Origin of the sequence: Burkholderia sp. Bp8963 (genome assembly GCF_003854275.1) — a bacterium.
GTDB lineage: Bacteria > Pseudomonadota > Gammaproteobacteria > Burkholderiales > Burkholderiaceae > Burkholderia.
In genome coordinates this window covers 59,722-78,461 of sequence record NZ_QTQP01000037.1, presented here as the reverse complement: position 1 = coordinate 78,461, position 18,740 = coordinate 59,722, and the positions used below count along the sequence as shown (strand labels likewise).

Here is an 18,740-nt window from a genome sequence, read left to right as displayed (position 1 = left end):
AGCCATACATTGAAGAAACGGGTGCGTTCGGCAGCTGCATTCGGTCATTGAAATCGGAAACGGCTGCTCAGGCAGTCGAAGGTGTTGTTTGCTCACTTGACACGGGGCCGCTAATGGGTGTCAACGCTTCGCCTACCCCCTCACGGGTGCATGCGCATGACTCGGGGCCGCCGTGGCTGGCTAGGCCTTCAACGTATGAAACTTTCATTCACAACACTTTGCCGGTTTGACCGGCGCACAGGAGGCGTCATGGTGATCAACAGCGAACTCGAAATCGGTTACCTCGTGATTGCGTTCGCGCTGCTGGGCGTGATCCTGATCGGCGCGCTGCTAACGTCGCTGCATCTGGGCGAACGCTGGCATCCGAAGCTGATCGGCGCGGTAATCGGTGCGCTGCTCGGTATCGCGCTGATCGAAGCGATCCCGATGATGACGTGACCCCGCATCGCATCGCGATTGCGGACCACGCGGATCCCGGCCGCGGCCATGCATTTGCATGACGTCGCAGCCGCGTGCCATTCGGCGTGAGATGGCGTGACACGACGCGATACGGCGCGACATTCGGGCGCGATACGGTGCGATACGGCGTGACATGCGGCGCAACACGGCATGCGCGGCGCACGATTCCGATCGATCGGGACGCCCGGTGCAGCGCCGATTCCTCCGATGAAAGCGTCCGTCGATCGCCCGGTGTTCGCGCGCATGCGGACGCCGTCGGCGCGCCGCCGTTGCCAGCGCGCCATGCAGGAGCACCTACAATGGAAGCACCGTTACGCTTGATCTATCAGCACTGCGAGATCTGTGCGAGCGCGCTCGTCGATCCGGTCGCGGGCGAAGGTCTCGAACTCGGGGCACTGTACGAGCCGCGGGCTGTCGTACGCTGGCGCGACGCGCTCGGGCGTCACGAAGCGCATCTGCTCGACCCGAAGCATCATGTTTTCCGCAGCGACATCGATGCGCTGAAGATCTCGGTCGCGCTGGCCAAGCGTTTCATCGATACGGAACTCGCCGGCACGTTCATGCCGGCCGGCTGACCCTGGCCGTCGCGTCGCGCGTGCGCTCGCCGCGGACGCATCGCCGGCCCGCCACCCTTTCCTGCCGGAGGCAGCATGGAACACGGCATCGTGCAGACCATCGTGCTTCTCGCCATCCTGGCGCTTGCGCTGCTGTTCTTCGCGGGACAGCACGGCCGCGACCGGCTGCGCGACAAGCTGCACCACAAGCCGTTGCGGCGGCCGCATCGGTCGCGCTCGCATCGCCATCCTTGAGCCAGTCACCGGCGTCGGGCCTGCGTCGTTCGACGCGCAACGCGCATCGCATCCGTCTCGACAACCCACACTGCCGAACGATTGCCATCACGCGCTGAATCCACGGCAATAAAGAACGGCCGGCGGTTTCCGTGTCGGATGACGACGGACCGTCGGCCTTCCAGGCGGAGGTTCGATTGACACGGTAACCCGTGCATTCCCCCCAAGATGCGTATCGGCGCACGCATGACGCGCCTATACGCCCCACATCACATGCTGCCCGTGCTTGCTGGCTTCACGCATCATCTCCAGCAGCGGCCATGCACGTTGCGCCAACCCACCCGGCAGCGGCTGCACGTCCGCATGCAGCATCTGCGTCGAACGCTCATGCGCATGCTCGCGGACATTTTCTTCGTCGATCGCCTGCTCGAGGCGTGCGATGGCTGCCGGCAGGTCGTCGGGGAGTATCACGCCCCGGACTTCGAGCCCTTTGCCGACCAGCCCCAACAGATACTCCGCGAGATCGCGCAGCATCTTGATATCGGGGGAAGCGGATGAACGAAACGTCACCATCATCGCTCGTGCCTTGTGTCGTTGTCGTGGATGCCCGACGCCGCGCCCGCGTTCATGGCCGCCGGTTGCGGCGAGGCCCCCCGGCCGCCCCGTCACGATGCCGCGGCGCGGTCCGGCCCTCATGGGTCGGGCATTCGCCCGGCAACGTAGCTCCATACGTCGCCCGGTTCGTCGCCGGTATCGTGTTCGAACGACCCGAAGGCCTGCTTTGATTTTATATCACGTTGTGACATATTAAAGCGACCGAACCGGACGGCGCCGCGCCGGCGCCCGGCGGCAACTCGCAGTTTCAACGGTATGGCTCCGCGAATGCACGCGCGGCCACCGTCATTGCGGCCGCGCGCGCCGGGATCGAACGACGGTTACTGCTGGACGAGCTCGACGCGGCGGTTCTGCGTGCGACCCGCATCGTCGCCGTTCGATGCGACCGGCGACAGCGATGCGACGCCCTTCGCGGTCAAGCGCGCCGGCGCAATCCGATAGGTCGTCGCAAGTGCCTGCGCCACTGCTTCGGCGCGCTTCTGCGACAGGTCGACGTTGTGCGCGAACTGGCCCTGGTTGTCGGTATGGCCGACGACGTACACCTTAAGGGCCGGGTTGGCCGACAGCAGCTTCGCCATCTCGTCGAGCTGCGGCTTCGATTCCGGTTTCACCTGTGCCTTGTCGGTATCGAAGTAGATGCCGTACAGCGCGACCTTGCCGGTCGCCGCGAGCCCTTTCTGCAGCGCGCTCGAATCGACCACCTTGACCTGCCCGGTCTGCATCGGCTTCACCTCGACGATTTCCTCGTAGACGAGCGTGTTCTTGTTCGACGCCGAATCGTCCATGATGTGCAGGAACACGTAGGCGTCACCCGATGCCCTCGGCAGCTTCGCGAGGATCGTGCGGTGCTTGCCGCCGAAGTTGGCGCTGCCGCCACCCGCCTTCCGCAGGCGTCCCGAATTGATCACGAGGCTCTGGAGTTCGCCGCCGCCGCTCTTGCCGCACTGCTCCGCCGTGCAGCGGAACAGAATCTGGAAGCCGCCCTTCTGCAGCGCATCGAGATAGTTACGCTCGACTTCCAGCGTCGATCGGTCGCCGCCGATCTCGTACGAGATCCGCGTGACCTTGCCTTCCAGATTCAGGCCCTTCGTGGTCTTTTCGTCGTCGACCGGCTGGTTTGGCAGGAATGCCTCGTCGAACGGTGTCTGCGAATAGGCGGTGATCGTCGCGCCCGTGAAACGCGTGACGAGCGGATGATCCTTCGCGCCCGGCACATCGCCGGCGGCGAACGCAAACGTGGACAGCGACGCCAGCGCGACGGCGGACAGCGCACGGCGGCCGCCGTGCATGATACGGAATACGGACGATACGGCGTTCTTCATTGAGTCTCTCGGAAAGGATTTGTTGTTCGATTGAAAGCGATGAAGCGCGCGAATCTTACCAAATCTTTCCGGAGAATCTCATCGATAATTTTCGATTACTGAACGATCTGACGCGGCACGTCAGGTTGAATCGTTTTCATGCGCGTGCACGCGTCGGTTGCCGCCCCCGCTGCCCCGCTACCCGACGTTCATCGGCAGCAGCACCATCTGCTTGCCCTCGACGTGCAGCCGCGCCTGTAGTTCGACCGGCGTCTGGTTGTGCAGCCACGCGGTCAGGAAATTCACGCGCTTGAAGATCAGCTTGCTCGCGAAGCACACGCTGTTCGGAAACTCGTTCAGCGTAGCCGACGCAAGGTTCATGAACTCGACGACCGGATTCGTGCCGAACGCGATCCGGTAATCCGCTGCGATGCCGTTGCGCCGGCAATGCGCGACGTAATAGTCGAGCGATTCGGTAATCGTGTGCCGCAGCCGCTCGAGGTGCTCGTGCCCGTCATACGCCTTCGCGTCGACTTCGCCCACCGCAAGGAAGATCACATTGCGGAAGTGCCCGGGGAACAGCCGGTTGACCCACAGCAGCGCGTGCATGCTCGCGCCGCGATGCTTGCCGACCAGCAGCACCGCGGTCGGTAGCGACGGGTCGGGCCTGGCCGGCGCGGTCGCTTCGTCGACGGCCGGCGGTGCACCGGAGAACAGCGCATCCTCCTTCGCGAGCTGCTCGCGTGTGTACGCGTAGTGCCGGTTGATCATGAAGCACAGCGCGATGACCGCGCTCGTCACGAGCACCGTCAGCCAGCCGCCGGCGGTGAACTTCTCGATCAGCGTGATCACGAGCACGGCCGACGTGACGACCAGCCCGAGCGCGGTCAGGCAGAAGTGCTTGTACCAGCTGCCGTCCTTGCGGCGCTGGCGCCACCAGTAGGTGCTCATGCCGAGCAGCGACATGCTGAACGTCAGGAACACGTTGATGCTGTACAGCACGACCAGCACGTCGACGTTGCCGTGGGTCCACAGCAGGATCAGCAGGCTCGACATGCCGACGACGATGATACCGTTCTGCCGCACTAGCCGCGTCGAGAGGTCGCGGAAATGGCGCGGCACCCACGAATCGGACGCCATGTTCGACAGCACCGCCGGGCCGTCGAGGAAGCCGGTCTGCGCGCCGACCAGCAGCAGCCCGGCCTCGAACGCGAGCACGGCCGCGAGCAGCGCATGGCGCGCGAACGACGACCCTAGGCCGAGATGGTCGATCACGCTGCCGAACACCACGGCGTTGAGCGTCTGGCCCTCGACCGGCTTCGCGTGCCACAGCATGTACAGCAGGATGATCCCGCCGGCCGTGAACGCGAGCGACGTCGCCATGTACCACATCGTCACCTTGCCGCTCGGCACGCGCGGCTCCGCGAGCATGTTCACGTTGTTCGACACCGCCTCGAGACCGGTGTACGTGCCGCCGCCGAGCGAGAACGCGCGCATCAGCAGCGCGAGCATCACGAAGGTGCCGAGCGACTGCGACATCCCGTGCGCTTCGTGCACCGCATCCGGCACGATCGACACGAGATGGTCGCCTTGCAACGCGACGCCGTACACGATCAGCGCGAAGTGCAGCACGACGAAGCCGATGAAGATCGGCAACAGCACGATGATCGATTCGCGCATGCCGCGGAAGTTGAGGCCGGTCATCAGCAGGATCAGCACGATCTCGGTCGTCAGCTTGAACGCCTGGGCACTGACCGGCAGCAGGCTGAAGAACGCGTCGACACCGCTCGCGAGCGACGTCGCGACCGTCAGCACGTAGTCGACGAGCAGCGCCGCGCCGGATACGAGCCCGGGCTTTGCCCCGAGCAGCGCGGTCGACACGCGGTAGCCGCCGCCGCCCGTCGGGAACAATTCGATCACCTGGTTGTAGCCGAGCGCGATGATGAACACCGTCGCGGCGGTCGCGAGCGCGAGGAACAGCGCGAGCGGGTGGTGCTGGCCGAGCGCGAGGAACGCCTCTTCCGGGCCGTAGCACGACGACGACAGGCCATCGGCGCCGAGGCCGACCCACGCGAGCAGCGGCGTGACCGCGATCGCATGGCGCGTGCGCGGATCGAGCGGGTCGAGCGGTTTTCCGACGAGCACCTGCCAGACCTTCTGGAGTGTGGTCATGATCCCTCCGGAACGCGCGACGCGTCCGCGTCACTCATCTAAAAGTAAATGAGTTCCGGGAGGGCCGCCAGTCGGCGTATTCCATAGTGCGGCATCGGGCATTGGCCGCGGTGCTTTCAATGCGCCGACATCATGTAGACAGCTTGGCTACAACCCGATCGGCCAGCGCCACGGCAGGTCGGCCTTCAGCAGCTTGATCGCCGCGTGCTTCAGTGCCGGCTGGCGGGAGTGCGGGTCGAGCGCGGGCGACGTCACCGTCTTGACGCCCGCGCCGATGCCGAGCCGCGCGCAGTCGCCGGGATTCAGGTCGACGCTCGGCGCCGGCGCATGCGCGAACAACTTCGGCACGCTGCCCGCGCGGCTGCAGCCGTGCCACGGGTCGCGCAGCCGGCCCGTCGTCAGTGCGAAGCGGTGGCGCGCGTTTCGGGTGCGTCGACGCGCACCTCGTTCATGTGCGGCGCGGGTGAAATTTGTGCAATACAGCACGACTCGGTGTACGGGGTCGGGTGACATCGCCGGTGCGGTGCGCAGGTGCGGTGCATGGCGGCGCACCACCAAACCACAGGTCAGCCGCTTTCGCCCAGCGCGCGGGCGAGCAGCCGCGACACGCCGGCAAAGGCCGGATGCGGCGCCGTGATCACGAACGTCGGAATCCGCGCGAGATAGCGGGCAAAGCGGCCCTTCGCCTCGAAGCGCTCGCGAAACGGCGACGCGTCGAACAGCGCGCCGAGACGCGGCACCACGCCTCCGCCTATATAGATACCGCCGGTCGCGCCAAGGGTCAGCGCCAGGTTGCCCGCAAACGTGCCGAGCATCCCGCAGAAGCAGTCGAGCGTCGCGATGCAGCGCGCGTCGCCGGCGAGCGCGCGTTCGATGATGGCAGCGGTGTCGCCTCCGGTCGCTTCGCCACCATCGCGCGCCGCCAGCGCCGCATGGATCACCGCAATGCCGGGCCCCGCCGCAAGCCGCTCGAACGACACGTGCGGCCACAAGGTACGCGCGTACCGCAACACCGCCTCCTCGCGCGCGTCGGCCGGCGCGAACGACACGTGCCCGCCCTCGCCGGACAGCGGCACCCACGCGTCGCCCGCGCGCACGAGCGCCGACACGCCGAGCCCGGTTCCGGCGCCGAGCACGCCGATCGCGCCCCCCGCTTGCCGATCGCCGCCGCCGACCTGCCGCCGCTGTTCCGCCGACAAATGCGGCACGGCCATCGCGAGCGCCGCGAAGTCGTTGACCACGTGCAGCGTGTCGAAGCCGAGCGCACGGCGCGTCGCGTCGATCGAGAAGCGCCAGTCATGATTCGTCATGCTGACCAGATCGCCGTCCACCGGATTGGCGATCGCGATTGCCGCGTGCCGCACCCGCGCGCCGCCGGCATCGCGCAGGAACGCGCGCACCGCGTCGGCAACGCCTGCATGGTCGCCGCACCGATAGACGCGCACGTCGCCGATCTCGCCGCGCGCGCGCTCCAGCGCGAAACGCGCGTGCGTGCCGCCAATGTCCGCGAGCAGGCGGGGTTCGGCGTCGCGCACTGTGCACCGCACGGCCGGATGATCGTTGAGAATCGCTTCGCTCATGGTTGCCCTCGGATTGTCGTCAGCTTTCGATCGTGTCGTTCAAGGCACCTCCGCGCCTCGCGCGGCCTGCAGCAGTGCGAACCAGTGCTCGCGCGCGAGCGGCAGCCGTGTCGCCGCCACCGCTTCGCGCAGCGCCGCGATCCGGCTCGACCCGACGATCGGCAGCGGCCGGCACGGCAGCGCGAGCAGCCACGCGAACAGCACCGTCGTCGCCGGCACGCCGAGCGCACCGCCGATCCGCTCGGCACAGGCACGCACCCGCGTCGCGGCCGGCGACGCATCGGTCAGCAGGCGCCCGCCCGCGAGCGGCGACCACAGCATCGGCGAGCAGCGCCAGCGCTGCGCCTGGTCGAACGTGCCATCGTCGAGCGGCGCGAGATGCAGCAGCGAACATTCGACCTGGTTCGTCGCGAGCGACATCCCGTGCGCGGCCATCCGGTCCTGCAGCAGCGCCGCCTGCGCCGGCGTGAAGTTCGAGATCCCGAATGTCCTCACCTTGCCGTCGCGCCGCAGCGCGGCGAACGTCGCGGCGACTTCGTCGGCATCCATCAGCGGATCGGGACGATGCAGCAACAGCAGGTCGAGCCGGTCGGTGCGCAGCGCGCGCAGCGACTGCTCGACCGACGCGACGACATGCGCGGCCCCCGCGTCGTAGTGCTTGAGCCGGTGCGCAGGCCGGCGCGTGGACACGAGCCGGATCCCGCATTTCGTCACGATCTGCATCTGCTCGCGCAGATGCGGCGCGTCGTCGAGCACCTCGCCGAACAGGCTCTCGGCCGTGTAATCGCCGTAGATGTCCGCGTGGTCGAAGCTCGTCACGCCGAGCTCGAGCGCCGCGTCGATCAAGGCGCGGCGCTCGCGGCGCGACAACCGCCAGTCGGCGAGTCGCCACATCCCGAACACGATCCGCGAGAACGGCATCGGCTCGGCCCCGATCGATATCGTCGTGCAACGCGCATTCATCTCGTTCATGTCGGTCACCACCACCATTCAACTTGAGCGCCGACCGTCGAACCGCTGCGCGACGTCCCGAAGATGCCGGTCGTCGACAGCGGATCGCCAGGCGCCGCCGCATCCTGCGCCGCCTTGTTCCAGCGCGCATACGTGTAGAACACGCGAAACTCCGGCCGCGACCAGAACGACCGGTCCATGGCAAGCGTCAGCGCGACACTCGCCTTCAGCAGTGTGCGGGTCGGGCCTCCGGACGGCGTCACGCGGTCATGGCCGAGGTCGCCTTGCAGCTTCACGTGCTGCGTGAATGCGTACACGGGGCGCACGCCCATCGACACCCACGTCTGCGAGCCGCCCGACGGCGCGATGTCGCGCTGCCAGATGCCGACGACCTGTCCGCCGAAGTCGCGGGTCGCCTGCCAGTCGAACGCATCGAGCACGCGGATGCTCTTGTAGCGGTTGTCGTTCGTCAGCGTGCCCGTGTAGCCGAGGCCGGTGCCCGGACCGACGCCGTACTGGAACGCAAGCTTGTTCTTGCCGCCGAGCAGGTTGGTCTGTACGTGCTGGACCGTGAACGACCAGCCGCTGTGCGCGTCCTGCATCACGCCGTTCGCGTCCAGCACCGGCGCGCGGGCCGGGATGTACGACAGCCCGAACTGCAGTTCGCCGCCGGGATTCGGATGCACGCCGGACAGTTGCAGGTCGTGACGCGTCGCGTAGTTCGGCTGGTCGATGTAGTCCTCGCGGAACAACGCGTAGCTGAGCTTCAGGCCGCCGCCGATCGGCACGTTCTCGATACCCGCGCCGAGGCCGCTCGGGTTCCAGTAGTAGAAGTCGTTGATATGGACGTCGTTGCGCCGGTAATAGATGCGCCCGAACCAGATCCGCGTGCCGTCGAGCCCCGGAATGTCGGTAAGCTGCACATACGACTGCGGCAGGCGCACGCGGCCATGATTGCCGTCGAAGGTCGGCGTGCGGTCGAGATCGTTGACGAGGCTCGCCATCCCCACCGCCGACAGCTGCATGCCGTTCGCGAACTTGAACAGCGTCTGGTCGATCTCCAGTTCGCTGTAGATCTGGCATTCGTTGCCGAGCCGGTATTTGCTCTGCGCGCCCGGCAGCTGGAAGCAGGCCTGCGAATGGCTGTCGCTCGTGCCGACGCCGGCCCGCAGATAGCCGTGGAACTGCGTCCACGGCGTCAACTGATTCCAGGCCGACGACGGCGTCGGCGTGGCCACGTTGGCGGGACTCGTGTCGGCCGGCACGACGCCGGTTGCCTGCGCGAGGCCGCCCGGCGCACTGTCCGCGGCGAGGGTCGCGGCGGCGCTCGGCGTGCCGTCCGCGACGGCAGTCGTCGCGGGGTCCGGCGCCGCATGCAGCGCCGCCGACGCGACGGCCAGCGAGAAAGCCGCGGCGAGCCGCGTGAGCCTGAACGGGGTGCTTGCCGGGCCGCACGCGGCGCTGCCTGCTTCGTCGATCATGAACGTGTCTCCAAACTATGTTGTCGCGCCGCGTGCGATGCGCGGCGTTATCGAATAGGTGTGCTTGCTGCTTCGTCCGTGCTTCGTCCGTGCTTCGTCCTGGCGTCATCCCGGCGTGGCCCATTTGCCCGCCGACGGGCCGGCGCGGTGGACGATCCGCGCGCCGGCCCGGCACTGCGTCAGCCGGCGACGTCGAGATCGAGCACCGGCGGCGCATCGGCGGCGATCGGCCCCGGCGCGTGGATGCGGATCGGCTCGCCCGCGGCCGCGCTCGCATAGATCGCGTCGAGGATCTCCATCACGATCAGCCCTTCCTCGCCCGGCGCCGGATGCGGGACATCGCACAGGATCGCTTCCGCGCAGTCGTACATCGCCGAATGCGCGCCGTCAGCGGGCGGGTTCAGCCGCATGTCGAACTGCGCGCCGTTCTGCTCGATGAAGATGTGCGCGTCGAACGTGTAGCCTTCGTTCAGGTTCTTCTGCAGCAGCCCCGCGCGCGTGCCGAGCAGGCGCGTTTCCATCAGCTCCGCTTCCTGGATGTTGGTTGCCCACGACGCCTCGATCGCGAGCGTCGCGCCGTTGTCGAAGCGGATCAGCGCGGCCGCGAGATCCTCGACGTCGAACGTCTTGCCCGCGCGCGTCGCGAGCTCGCGCGCGATCGGGTCGTAGGTGCTGCCCATCACCCATACGGGCTTCGGATAACCCATCAGCCACAGCGCGAGATCGAGACGGTGCACGCCGAGATCGATCAGCGGCCCGCCGCCCGCGAGCGCCTTCGTGCCGAACCAGCCGCCGAAGCCTGGCATCCCGCGCCGGCGATGCCAGACCGTGCGACCGAAATAGAAGTCGCCGAACACGCCGGCCTCGACCTGCGCCTTCAGTGCCCGCGACTGCGCGCTGAAGCGGTACGAAAAATTGATCATCAGCCGCTTGCCGGCGCGCTGCGCAGCGATCAGCATCTCGCGCCCCTCGTCCGCGTTCAGCGCCATCGGCTTCTCGCACAGCACGTGGCAGCCGGCGTCGAACGCGGCGAGCGTCAGCTCGCGATGGAATTTGTTCGGCGTGCACACGCTGACGACGTCCAGCTGTTGCGCCGCCAGCATCGCATCCGCCGACGCATAGCGCGCGTCGATGCCGAATGCGTCGCCGACCTTCGCGAGCCGCTTCGCATCGGGATCGGCGATCGCGACCACGTCGACGTCCGGATGCTCGCGCCAGCCTTCGATATGCTTGCGGCCGATCCCGAGCCCGATCACGCCGACGCGCAGGCGTCGGCCGCGCGCAATCGCCGCGACTTCAGGCAGCTCCACCTTGTAATCGTCGTTCATGCGAGGTCTCCTGCGCTCTGCTGAATGCCGACATGCGCGAACTGCGTGCTCTTCTCGCTGAGCGTTTCGAGCGGCGGCGAGTTCGGGCAGCGGTCGGCAAGATTCACGCGCGGCGCGGCCCACTGCACCGCGTTCGCGATCACGCGCTGCACGTTGCGGTCGTGATAGGTCGGATACGCTTCATGCCCCGGGCGGAAATAGAAGATCCGGCCGTGGCCGCGCTCCCAGCAGCAGCCCGAGCGGAACACCTCGCCGCCCTCGAACCACGAGATGAACACGGTCGAATCCGGCTGCGGGATATCGAAGCGCTCGCCGTACATCTCCTCGTGCTGCAGCTCGAAGTACTCGCCGAGCCCCGCCGCGATCGGATGCGACGGCTCGACGACCCACAGCCGCTCCTTCTCGGCCGCCTCGCGCCACTTCAGCGAGCAGTTCGTGCCGAGCAGGCGGCGGAAGATCTTCGAGAAATGCCCGGAATGCAGCACGATCAGGCCCATCCCTTCGAGCACGCGGCGCTGCACGCGCTCGACGATCTCGTCGGAGACCTTCGCGTGCGCCTTGTGCCCCCACCAGATCAGCACGTCGCACGCGGCGAGCCGTGCTTCGCTGAGCCCGTGCTCGGGCTGGTCGAGCGTCGCGGTGCCGATCTCGAGCGGCAGCGCGCCGTGGCCGAGCGCCGGCGTCTCCGCGAGCGCGCTCGCGATCACCTGGTGCAGACCGTCCGGGTAGATCGCGCGCACGTCCGCGTTCTCCCGTTCGTGCTCGAATTCGTTCCAGACGATCACCGACAGCTTTTTGTTTAGCATGACTATCCTTTATCAATGGGTTGGCGCCGATTCGACAGCGGCCGTGCGCCCCGGCCGCCTGAAACCTGTGGAACGATCCGCCGCGTGCCGCGCTCAGGCGGTCGCGAGCGCCGGCACGGCGGCGTCGCGCAGGATACGCGCGGCCGCGCGGCCGTCCGGATGAAACAGATGCAGCGCGCCGGCCGGCAGATCGACACGCAGGCGATCGCCGATCCGCGCGCCGCCGGCGTCGGTCTTCGCGACGATCGGCTGCGCGCTGAACGGCGTATCGAGGTACAGCCAGGTATGCTCGCCCATCTGCTCGACGTGCGCGACCTCGCCCATCACGCCGCCGGTGCCGACCCGCACGTGTTCGGGGCGGATCCCGAGCGTCACGTGGGCGCCGGCTTCGAGGCCGTCGCCGGACACGCTCGCGCCCAGCGCGTGCTCGCGGGCCAGCGCGCGAACCTCGCCGGCGCCGGCCGACGTGACGGACGTGACGGTCGCCGGCAGGAAGTTCATCGCGGGCGAGCCGATGAAGCCGGCGACGAACTGGCTCGCCGGGTGATGATACAGATCGAGCGGCGTGCCGATCTGCGCGATGCTCGCGACCCCGTGGCGCCTTTCGAGCGGCCGCAGCAGCACGATCTTGTCGGCAAGCGTCATCGCCTCGACCTGGTCGTGCGTCACGTAGATCATGCTGGTGCTGTCGAGGCTGCGGTGCAGCTTCGCGATCTCGACGCGGGTCTTCACGCGCAGCGCGGCGTCGAGGTTCGACAACGGCTCGTCGAACAGAAACACCTTCGGCTTGCGGACGATCGCGCGGCCGATCGCGACGCGCTGCCGCTGGCCGCCGGACAGCGCGCCTGGCTTGCGTTCGAGCAGCTCGCCGAGGCGCAGCGATTCCGACGCGAGCCGCACCCGCCGGTCGATCTCGTCCTTCGGCAGACGCAGATGACGCAGGCCGAACGCCATGTTCTCGTAGACGGTCATGTGCGGATACAGCGCGTAGCTCTGGAACACCATCGCGATGTCGCGCTTCGCGGGCGCGAACGTGTTCACGCAGCGGCCGTCGATCCACACGTCGCCGGCGCTCTGCTCGTCGAGGCCGGCGATGATCCGCAGCAACGTCGACTTGCCGCAGCCCGACGGGCCGATGAACACGCAGAACTCGCCGGGTTCGACCGTGAGATTCACGTCGCTGAGGATGGGGGTCGCGCCGTACTGCTTGTTAAGACCGCTCAACCTGATCTGACTCATTTGTTTCCTCTTGATGCTGACGACGGGCCCGAACCCGCTCAACCCTTGACTGCCCCGGCCGTGAGGCCGGACACGATATGACGCTGGAACACCATCACCAGCAGCACGAGCGGCACCGTGACGATCACCGACGCGGCCATGATGGTTCCCCACGGCAGCTCGTAGCTGCTTGCGCCCGAGATCATCGTGATCGCGACGGGCACCGTGCGCTGCTCCGACGAGATCGTGAAGGTCAGCGCGAACAGGAACTCGTTCCATGCCGACACGAACGCGAGCAGCGACGTCGCGGCAAGCGCCGGCCGCAGCAGCGGCAGGAAGATCCGGAAGATCAGCGTGAACACGCCGACGCCATCGACGAGCGCAGCTTCCTCCAGCTCGCGCGGCAGCTCGCGCATGAACGTGACGAGAATCCAGATCGTGAACGGCAGCGTGAAGATCAGGTCCGACAGCACGAGCGCGCCGAGGTGGTCGTACAGGCCGAGCGCGCGGACCAGCTCGAACAGGCCCGACAGGATCGCGACCTGCGGAAACATCGACACGCCGAGGATGCACATCATCAACACGCCACGCCCGCGGAACGACACGCGGCCGAGCGCATACGCGGCGAGCACCGACACCGCGAGCGACAGCGCGACCGCACCGCCCGCGACGAACGCCGAGTTCAGCAGGTACGCGCCGAACGGCTGGTCGCGGAACAGCTGCCGGTAGTTGTCGAGCGACGGGCTCGACGTGAACAGCGACGTATCGAACAGCGCGTCGCCATGCTTGACCGACGTGCCGATCATGTAGACGAACGGGAACAGCGCGATCACCAGCACGAGCGCGGACAGCAGCCCGTGGATCGCGATTTCGAGCGGATGCTTCTTCACGTCACGCCTCCTGGAGCCGGCGGCGGCTGACCGCCATGTAGCCGACGGTGAACAGCACGATCGTGACGAACAGCAGCATCGCCGATGCCGACCCGAAGCCGACCTGCTGGAAATCGATCAACTGCTCGCGCACATAGATCGACATGCTTTTCGTGACCCGGCTGTTCGACGTCATCACGTAGATCAGGTCGAACACGCGCAACGCGTCGAGCGAGCGGAAGATCATCGCGACCAGCACGCCGGGCAGGATCAGCGGCAGTGTGACCGAGCGGAACTGGCGCCAGCGCGGCACGCCGTCGACGCGCGCGGCCTCGTAGCAGTCGCGCGGCACGGTCTGCAGCGCGGCGAGCATCAGCAGCGCCATGAACGGCGTGGTCTTCCACACGTCGACGAGCACGATGGTCGGGAACACGAGCCGCGCGTCGGCCGTGAACGCGAGCGGTTCGTGGATCACGCCGATCGCCATCAGCATCGCGTTGACGATGCCGAACTGGTCGTTGAGCATCCAGCTCCAGATCTTCGCGGAGACGACGGTCGGGATCGCCCACGGCACGAGCACCGCCGCGCGCAGCAGCGTGCGCAGCCGCGACGGCACGTCGAGCAGCAGCGCGACGCCGAGGCCCGCCGCCGTTTCGAGCAGCACCGATACGACGGCGAACAGCACGGTATTGCCGACCGCCTGCCACCACGCCGGGTCGCGCAGCACGCCCGCAGCGCCGACATAGTTGTCGAGGCCGACGAAACGCCGCTGCGACAGGTCGGACAGTTGCGCATCGGTCAGGCTGAACCACGCGGTGCGCACGAGCGGCCAGCCGGCGATCGCCACCAGCGTCAGCAGCGCGGGCGCCACCAGCAGCCACGCCTGGCGGCGGCGCGCCTGCGCGAGCCCGCTGCCGGCACGCACGGGCGCCTGCTCGAATGAAGGAGTACTACTGATCTGAATGCTTCCGGTTCTCATGCGATGTCTCCTGCCGGGCCGGCGCCGTCAGGCGGCCGGCCGGAATGGTCGAGCGTGCGCCGGCGCGCTTGGCGCCTGTTAGTGCCTGTTAGTGCCAGTTATCGCCAGCTAGAGGCGGGCGCGAGCCGGGTGAGCGACGCAGCAAGCCGCGCGAGCGCGCCCGATGCGGTGTCGCTGCCGGCGAGCACGTCGTGCGCGGCGTTCCAGAACTGGTTGCTGACCTGGTTGTACTTCGCGCCCGTGACTGTCGACGGCCGCGCAACTGCGGTGCTGAAGGTCGGTAGCAGGTCGGCCATGAACGGGTTCGCCTGCAGGATGTCCTTGTCGCGGTAGAGCGCCGGCATCGTCGGGTTGTACGAGCCCTGCACCGCGCGCATCTTCTGCACCTCCGCGCTCGCCAGGTACATCACGAGATCGGCGGCCAGCTTCGGGTTAGGCGAGTAGCGCGACACGGCGAGCTGCCATCCGCCGAGCGCGGCGGCCGGGCGGCCGTCGGCGCCGCCCTTCGGCAGCGGCGCGATGCCGACCTTGCCCTTGATCGGGCTGCCCGCGCGGTTCGCGATCGCCCACGCGTACGGCCAGTTGCGCATGAACACCGCGTTGCCGGCCTGGAACACGCCGCGCGACTCTTCCTCGCCGTAGTTCAGCACCGCCTTCGGGCTGATCGTCCCGACCCATTTCGACGCCTGCTCGAGCGCCTTGACCGCACCCGGGTTGTCGACCGTCACGCGGCCCTTGTCGTCGACCACCGTGCCGCCGTTGTGGCTGCTGATCCATTCGAGCGCATCGCAGGTGAGCCCTTCGTACGCACGGCCCTGCCACACGTAGCCCCAGACCTTCTCGTTGCCGGCGGCGCGCTCGCTCGCCTGGACCTTGCGCGCGGCGGCATCGAGTTCGTCCCATGTCGCGGGCACCTTCAGCCGGTACTTGTCGAGCAGGTCCTTGCGGTAGTAGAGCAGGCCCGTATCGATGAACCACGGCATCGCGACGAGCTTGCCGTTCACGGTATTGTTCGCGACGATGCTCGGGAACGACTGGCTTTCGAGCCCGTTGCTGTATGGCTTCAGGTCGATCAGGTGATTCGCGAGGATGCCCGGCCAGACCGTATCGATCTGCATCACGTCGATCTTGTCCGAGCCGCTGCCGAGCAGTTGCTGGTACAGCGCGAGCGTCTCGCTCGAGTTGTTTGGCATGCTGATGAACTCGACCTCGTTGCCGGTCTTCGCGGCCCAGCGTTTCGCCGAGACCTGGCAAATGTCCTGGTCGACGCCGGCCGCACCGCATGCGATCCGCAGCGTCGCCGCGCCGGCCGTGGTCGCCATGGCCGCCGTCATTGCGAGCGCCATCGTCAGCAAGCCTGCCTTGAGCTTCATCATCGGGTGTCTCCTGTCCCATCCAGGGTTTGATCGTTCGTATCGTGCACCGCGGTGCTGCGAATGCATCGCCGGGTGCCGTGGGTGTATGAGACTCCAGTCCCGTTAATCGAAAATTTCGGAAATCCGACCCGCCATTAACAATCGAAACAATCGGCTTCGCGGATCGGCGCCTGTTCGCGCCAATGGCGCGAACCGCGCGAACCGACGCTAGCCGAGGAGCGCGGCCAGCGCCGCCAGATCGAACGGCTTCGGCACGAACGGCAGGTCCGCGCGCCAGTCGGGATGCGCCTGGTGGACTTCGGGTGGCAGGCCCGACGTCAGCGCGACGCGCTGTGCGGGCCAGCGTTCGGCGAGCCGCGCCGCGAACGCGATGCCGCTGCCGCCCGCGCCAAGCGAGATGTCCGACAGCACGAGCGTGACGGGGCCGTGCTCGGCCAGCCAGGCGAGCGCCGCGTCGCCGTCCGGCACCGCGTCGGCCTGCGCGCCGAGCGCCGCGAACTGGCTGAGCGCCGTATCGCGCACCTCGGGATCGTCGTCCACCACGAGCACGCGCGCGCCGGCCGTGCCGGCCACGGGCCGGGCCGGCACGCCGCTGCGCTCGGGCGGCGCGCTGACGGCAGGCCCGCTATCGGGCAGCCACAACTCGACGCAGGTGCCGTGGCCGACGTCGCTGCGGATCCGCAGGTCGCCGCCGCTCTGGCGCACGAACCCATACACGCTGCTGAGCCCGAGCCCGCTGCCCTCGCCGGCGGCCTTGGTCGTGAAGAACGGCTCGATCACCTTGTCGAGCAGCATCGGCGCGATCCCGCAGCCGGTATCGGTCACGCTCAGCACGACCGCAGGCGCCGCAGCCGCGCCGCCCGGCGCCGGTTCGCGGCGCGCGGCCAGCGTAAGCGTGCCGCCTTCCGGCATCGCCGCGGCGCTGTTGAGCGTCAGGTTGAGGATCGCGTTCTCGAGCTGGCCGCGATCGACGTTCACCCACAGCGTGTCGGCAGCCGGCTCCAGCACGACCGTCACCCGCTGCCCCGCCGAATATTCGACGAGGTCGAGCATCTCCGCGAGCATCGCCCGCACCGACACGCGTTCGGCCTGCAGCGGCTGGCGCCGCGCGAACGCGAGCAGCCGCCGCGTGAGCCGCGACGCGCGCTCGGCCGCGCGGCGCGCCCGCTCGGCCATTGTCTGCGCGTCGTGCTGCCCGTCGAGCCGCGGCAGCAGCAGCTCGAGGTTGCCGAGGATCGCGACGAGGAAGTTGTTGAAATCGTGCGCGACGCCGCCCGTCAGCTGGCCGAGCACGTCCATCTTCTGCGCCTGGCGCAACTCGGCCTCGACCGCGCGCCGGCTCGTCAGGTCGCGGCAGACCGCGACCCAGCCGCCGTCCGGCAGCGGCTGGCAGTGGAATTCGAGGATCCGCCGGTCGCCGAGGTGCAGTTCGGCCGACGCGGCAATGCGCGCGCCGTCCGACGTGCGGGTCGCGGTCTCGCGCGACACCTGGCGCCAGCGCGCGCGCGGGCTCACCGCGTGCCGCAGTGCCGCGAGCGGCAGGCCTGCCTGCAGCGTCGCGGCGTCGATGTCAAGCAGCGTCGCGAAGGTCGGATTCCACTCGATCAGCCTGCCGTGCGTATCGTGGACGGACACGCCGTCGTTCATCGAATTGAGCACGGATTCCTGCAGGCGGCGCTGCAACTCGAGGCCCTGGGTCAGCTGCTCCTTCTCGAGCAGGTTCGTGCGGAACACCTCGAACGCGCGCGCGAGCTCGCCGATTTCGTCCGGCCGGTGCGTCGACGGCATCCGGTCCGACGTGATCCCGTTCGCCAGGCGCGCCATTACGCGCGTCATCGCCTGCAGCTTCTGCAGGATGCGGCTCGCGTACGCGACGCCGAGCAGCGCGACCGCCACCCCCGCGATGGCCAGCAGCAGCAGGCCCGACTGGCTGGAGACCGCGACCTTGCGCACCTTGTCGCTGCGCTCGCTGGCGATCTGCCGCAGGCGCTCGACATAGCGCGCGGACTTGCCGCTCAGGTGGTCCGCGTGACCGCGCAGCAGCGTGACGAGATAGCCCGTCTGCGCTTCGCTCGACAGGAACTCGCGGCGCACCGCGAACACGCTGCGCGCGCCGCCGTCGAGCCGCTCGAGCGCGGCGGCGAGCACCGGCTGGCGGCGGTCCTCGCCGCGTTCGCGCGCGCGCAGCCACAGCGCCTCGTTGTCGCTTTCCGCGCTGCCGAGCTCAGCCGCGTTGGCCGCCTGCAACGCGCCGGCCGTGCGTGCCCAGATCTCGAGCAGCGTCGGCGCCTGCTGCGCGAGCAGGCCCTTCTCGCGGGCGATATCGCCGCCGATGCGGTCGTTCGCCACGCGCAGCTCGCCCAGCTCTTCCTTCAGCTGCCGCTGCCGGCCCGACACGATCAGCAGCCGCGCGAGATCCTGGTCGACCGCGTCGAGATCGTCGATCACCGCGAGCTGCTCGCCGCCCTTCGTGGCGGGCCCGGCCAGCTTGCCGAAGCCGGGCGACAGGCGCCGGATGTCGCCGAGCAGCCCGCGCAGCAGGTCGGTATCGCTGTGCAGCAGGTCCGGCGAATCGGTCAGCATCATGCTCGGCGCGACCGCGGCGAGCTGCGCGACCTTGTCCGACAGCTCGAGCGCGCGGGCGATCTCCGGCACCACGTTCGCCTCGTATTCGTCGAGCGCATTCTGGTTCGCGCGCATGCCGAGCACGCCGACCACAACGACCGCGAGCGTGATGCCGAACAGCAGCAGGAACGTCGCGATCAGCTTGGCCCGGACACTCCAGGGCGGCAGCAGTTTGAACGTCGTGCGCATCGC

General features: G+C 68.0%; 15 protein-coding genes and 2 pseudogenes. 3 read left to right on the top strand and 14 right to left on the bottom strand.

The features are described 5' to 3' along the window. Positions 1–249: 249 nt before the first annotated feature. The 3 genes from DID96_RS26580 to DID96_RS38440 all read left to right on the top strand — a co-directional run bounded on the left by DID96_RS26580 (position 250) and on the right by DID96_RS38440 (position 1,268). Positions 250–438 carry a hypothetical protein gene (locus tag DID96_RS26580; protein ID WP_124602224.1) on the top strand — a complete coding sequence of 63 codons (189 nt, stop codon included), beginning with the start codon at positions 250–252 and terminating at the stop codon, positions 436–438. A gap of 320 nt (positions 439–758) precedes the next feature. Further along, a complete protein-coding gene (locus DID96_RS26575; protein WP_124602223.1) occupies positions 759–1,034 on the top strand; it encodes a hypothetical protein in 276 nt (91 codons plus the stop codon). A gap of 75 nt (positions 1,035–1,109) precedes the next feature. Then, positions 1,110–1,268, top strand: coding sequence for a hypothetical protein (locus DID96_RS38440; RefSeq protein WP_185732364.1), 159 nt, complete (start codon positions 1,110–1,112; stop codon positions 1,266–1,268). A gap of 234 nt (positions 1,269–1,502) precedes the next feature. Here the strand turns inward: DID96_RS38440 and DID96_RS26570 are convergent, their stop codons facing one another. The 14 genes and pseudogenes from DID96_RS26570 to DID96_RS26505 form a co-directional block, all read right to left on the bottom strand. Further along, the gene (locus DID96_RS26570; protein WP_124602222.1) at positions 1,503–1,823 is read right to left on the bottom strand and encodes a DUF1840 domain-containing protein; all 321 of its coding nucleotides are present in this window, start codon (positions 1,821–1,823) and stop codon (positions 1,503–1,505) included. 359 nt (positions 1,824–2,182) lie between these two features. Continuing rightward, positions 2,183–3,184: an OmpA family protein gene (locus DID96_RS26565; RefSeq protein ID WP_124602221.1), complete on the bottom strand. Its 1,002-nt coding sequence runs from the start codon at positions 3,182–3,184 to the stop codon at positions 2,183–2,185. A gap of 177 nt (positions 3,185–3,361) precedes the next feature. Then, positions 3,362–5,335 (bottom strand): APC family permease, encoded by a 1,974-nt coding sequence (locus DID96_RS26560; protein ID WP_124602220.1) that lies wholly within the window; start codon positions 5,333–5,335, stop codon positions 3,362–3,364. A gap of 156 nt (positions 5,336–5,491) precedes the next feature. Next, positions 5,492–5,758: pseudogene (locus tag DID96_RS26555) on the bottom strand (hypothetical protein); the annotation flags it as partial. Positions 5,759–5,916: 158 nt separating this feature from the next. Then, positions 5,917–6,915, bottom strand: a pseudogene (locus DID96_RS26550) (glucokinase); the annotation flags it as partial. 39 nt (positions 6,916–6,954) lie between these two features. Then, entirely contained in the window at positions 6,955–7,887 is a 933-nt protein-coding gene (locus DID96_RS26545; RefSeq protein WP_260464014.1) for an aldo/keto reductase family oxidoreductase, read from the bottom strand. 5 nt (positions 7,888–7,892) lie between these two features. After that, the gene (locus tag DID96_RS26540) at positions 7,893–9,347 is read right to left on the bottom strand and encodes a carbohydrate porin (RefSeq protein ID WP_124602217.1); all 1,455 of its coding nucleotides are present in this window, start codon (positions 9,345–9,347) and stop codon (positions 7,893–7,895) included. Positions 9,348–9,526: 179 nt separating this feature from the next. After that, positions 9,527–10,675, bottom strand: coding sequence for a Gfo/Idh/MocA family protein (locus tag DID96_RS26535; protein ID WP_124602216.1), 1,149 nt, complete (start codon positions 10,673–10,675; stop codon positions 9,527–9,529). Beyond that, positions 10,672–11,481: a ThuA domain-containing protein gene (locus tag DID96_RS26530; protein WP_124602215.1), complete on the bottom strand. Its 810-nt coding sequence runs from the start codon at positions 11,479–11,481 to the stop codon at positions 10,672–10,674. The genes DID96_RS26535 and DID96_RS26530 overlap by 4 nt, the downstream gene beginning before the upstream one ends. Before the next feature lie 93 nt (positions 11,482–11,574). Next, positions 11,575–12,720 carry an ABC transporter ATP-binding protein gene (locus DID96_RS26525; protein WP_124602214.1) on the bottom strand — a complete coding sequence of 382 codons (1,146 nt, stop codon included), beginning with the start codon at positions 12,718–12,720 and terminating at the stop codon, positions 11,575–11,577. A gap of 38 nt (positions 12,721–12,758) precedes the next feature. After that, positions 12,759–13,589: a carbohydrate ABC transporter permease gene (locus DID96_RS26520; RefSeq protein WP_124602213.1), complete on the bottom strand. Its 831-nt coding sequence runs from the start codon at positions 13,587–13,589 to the stop codon at positions 12,759–12,761. Position 13,590: 1 nt separating this feature from the next. After that, entirely contained in the window at positions 13,591–14,547 is a 957-nt protein-coding gene (locus DID96_RS26515; RefSeq protein WP_124602212.1) for a carbohydrate ABC transporter permease, read from the bottom strand. Between the two features lie 98 nt (positions 14,548–14,645). Then, positions 14,646–15,923 (bottom strand): ABC transporter substrate-binding protein, encoded by a 1,278-nt coding sequence (locus tag DID96_RS26510; protein ID WP_185732363.1) that lies wholly within the window; start codon positions 15,921–15,923, stop codon positions 14,646–14,648. Positions 15,924–16,130: 207 nt separating this feature from the next. After that, positions 16,131–18,737, bottom strand: coding sequence for an ATP-binding protein (locus DID96_RS26505; protein WP_124602211.1), 2,607 nt, complete (start codon positions 18,735–18,737; stop codon positions 16,131–16,133). Positions 18,738–18,740 lie beyond the last annotated feature (3 nt).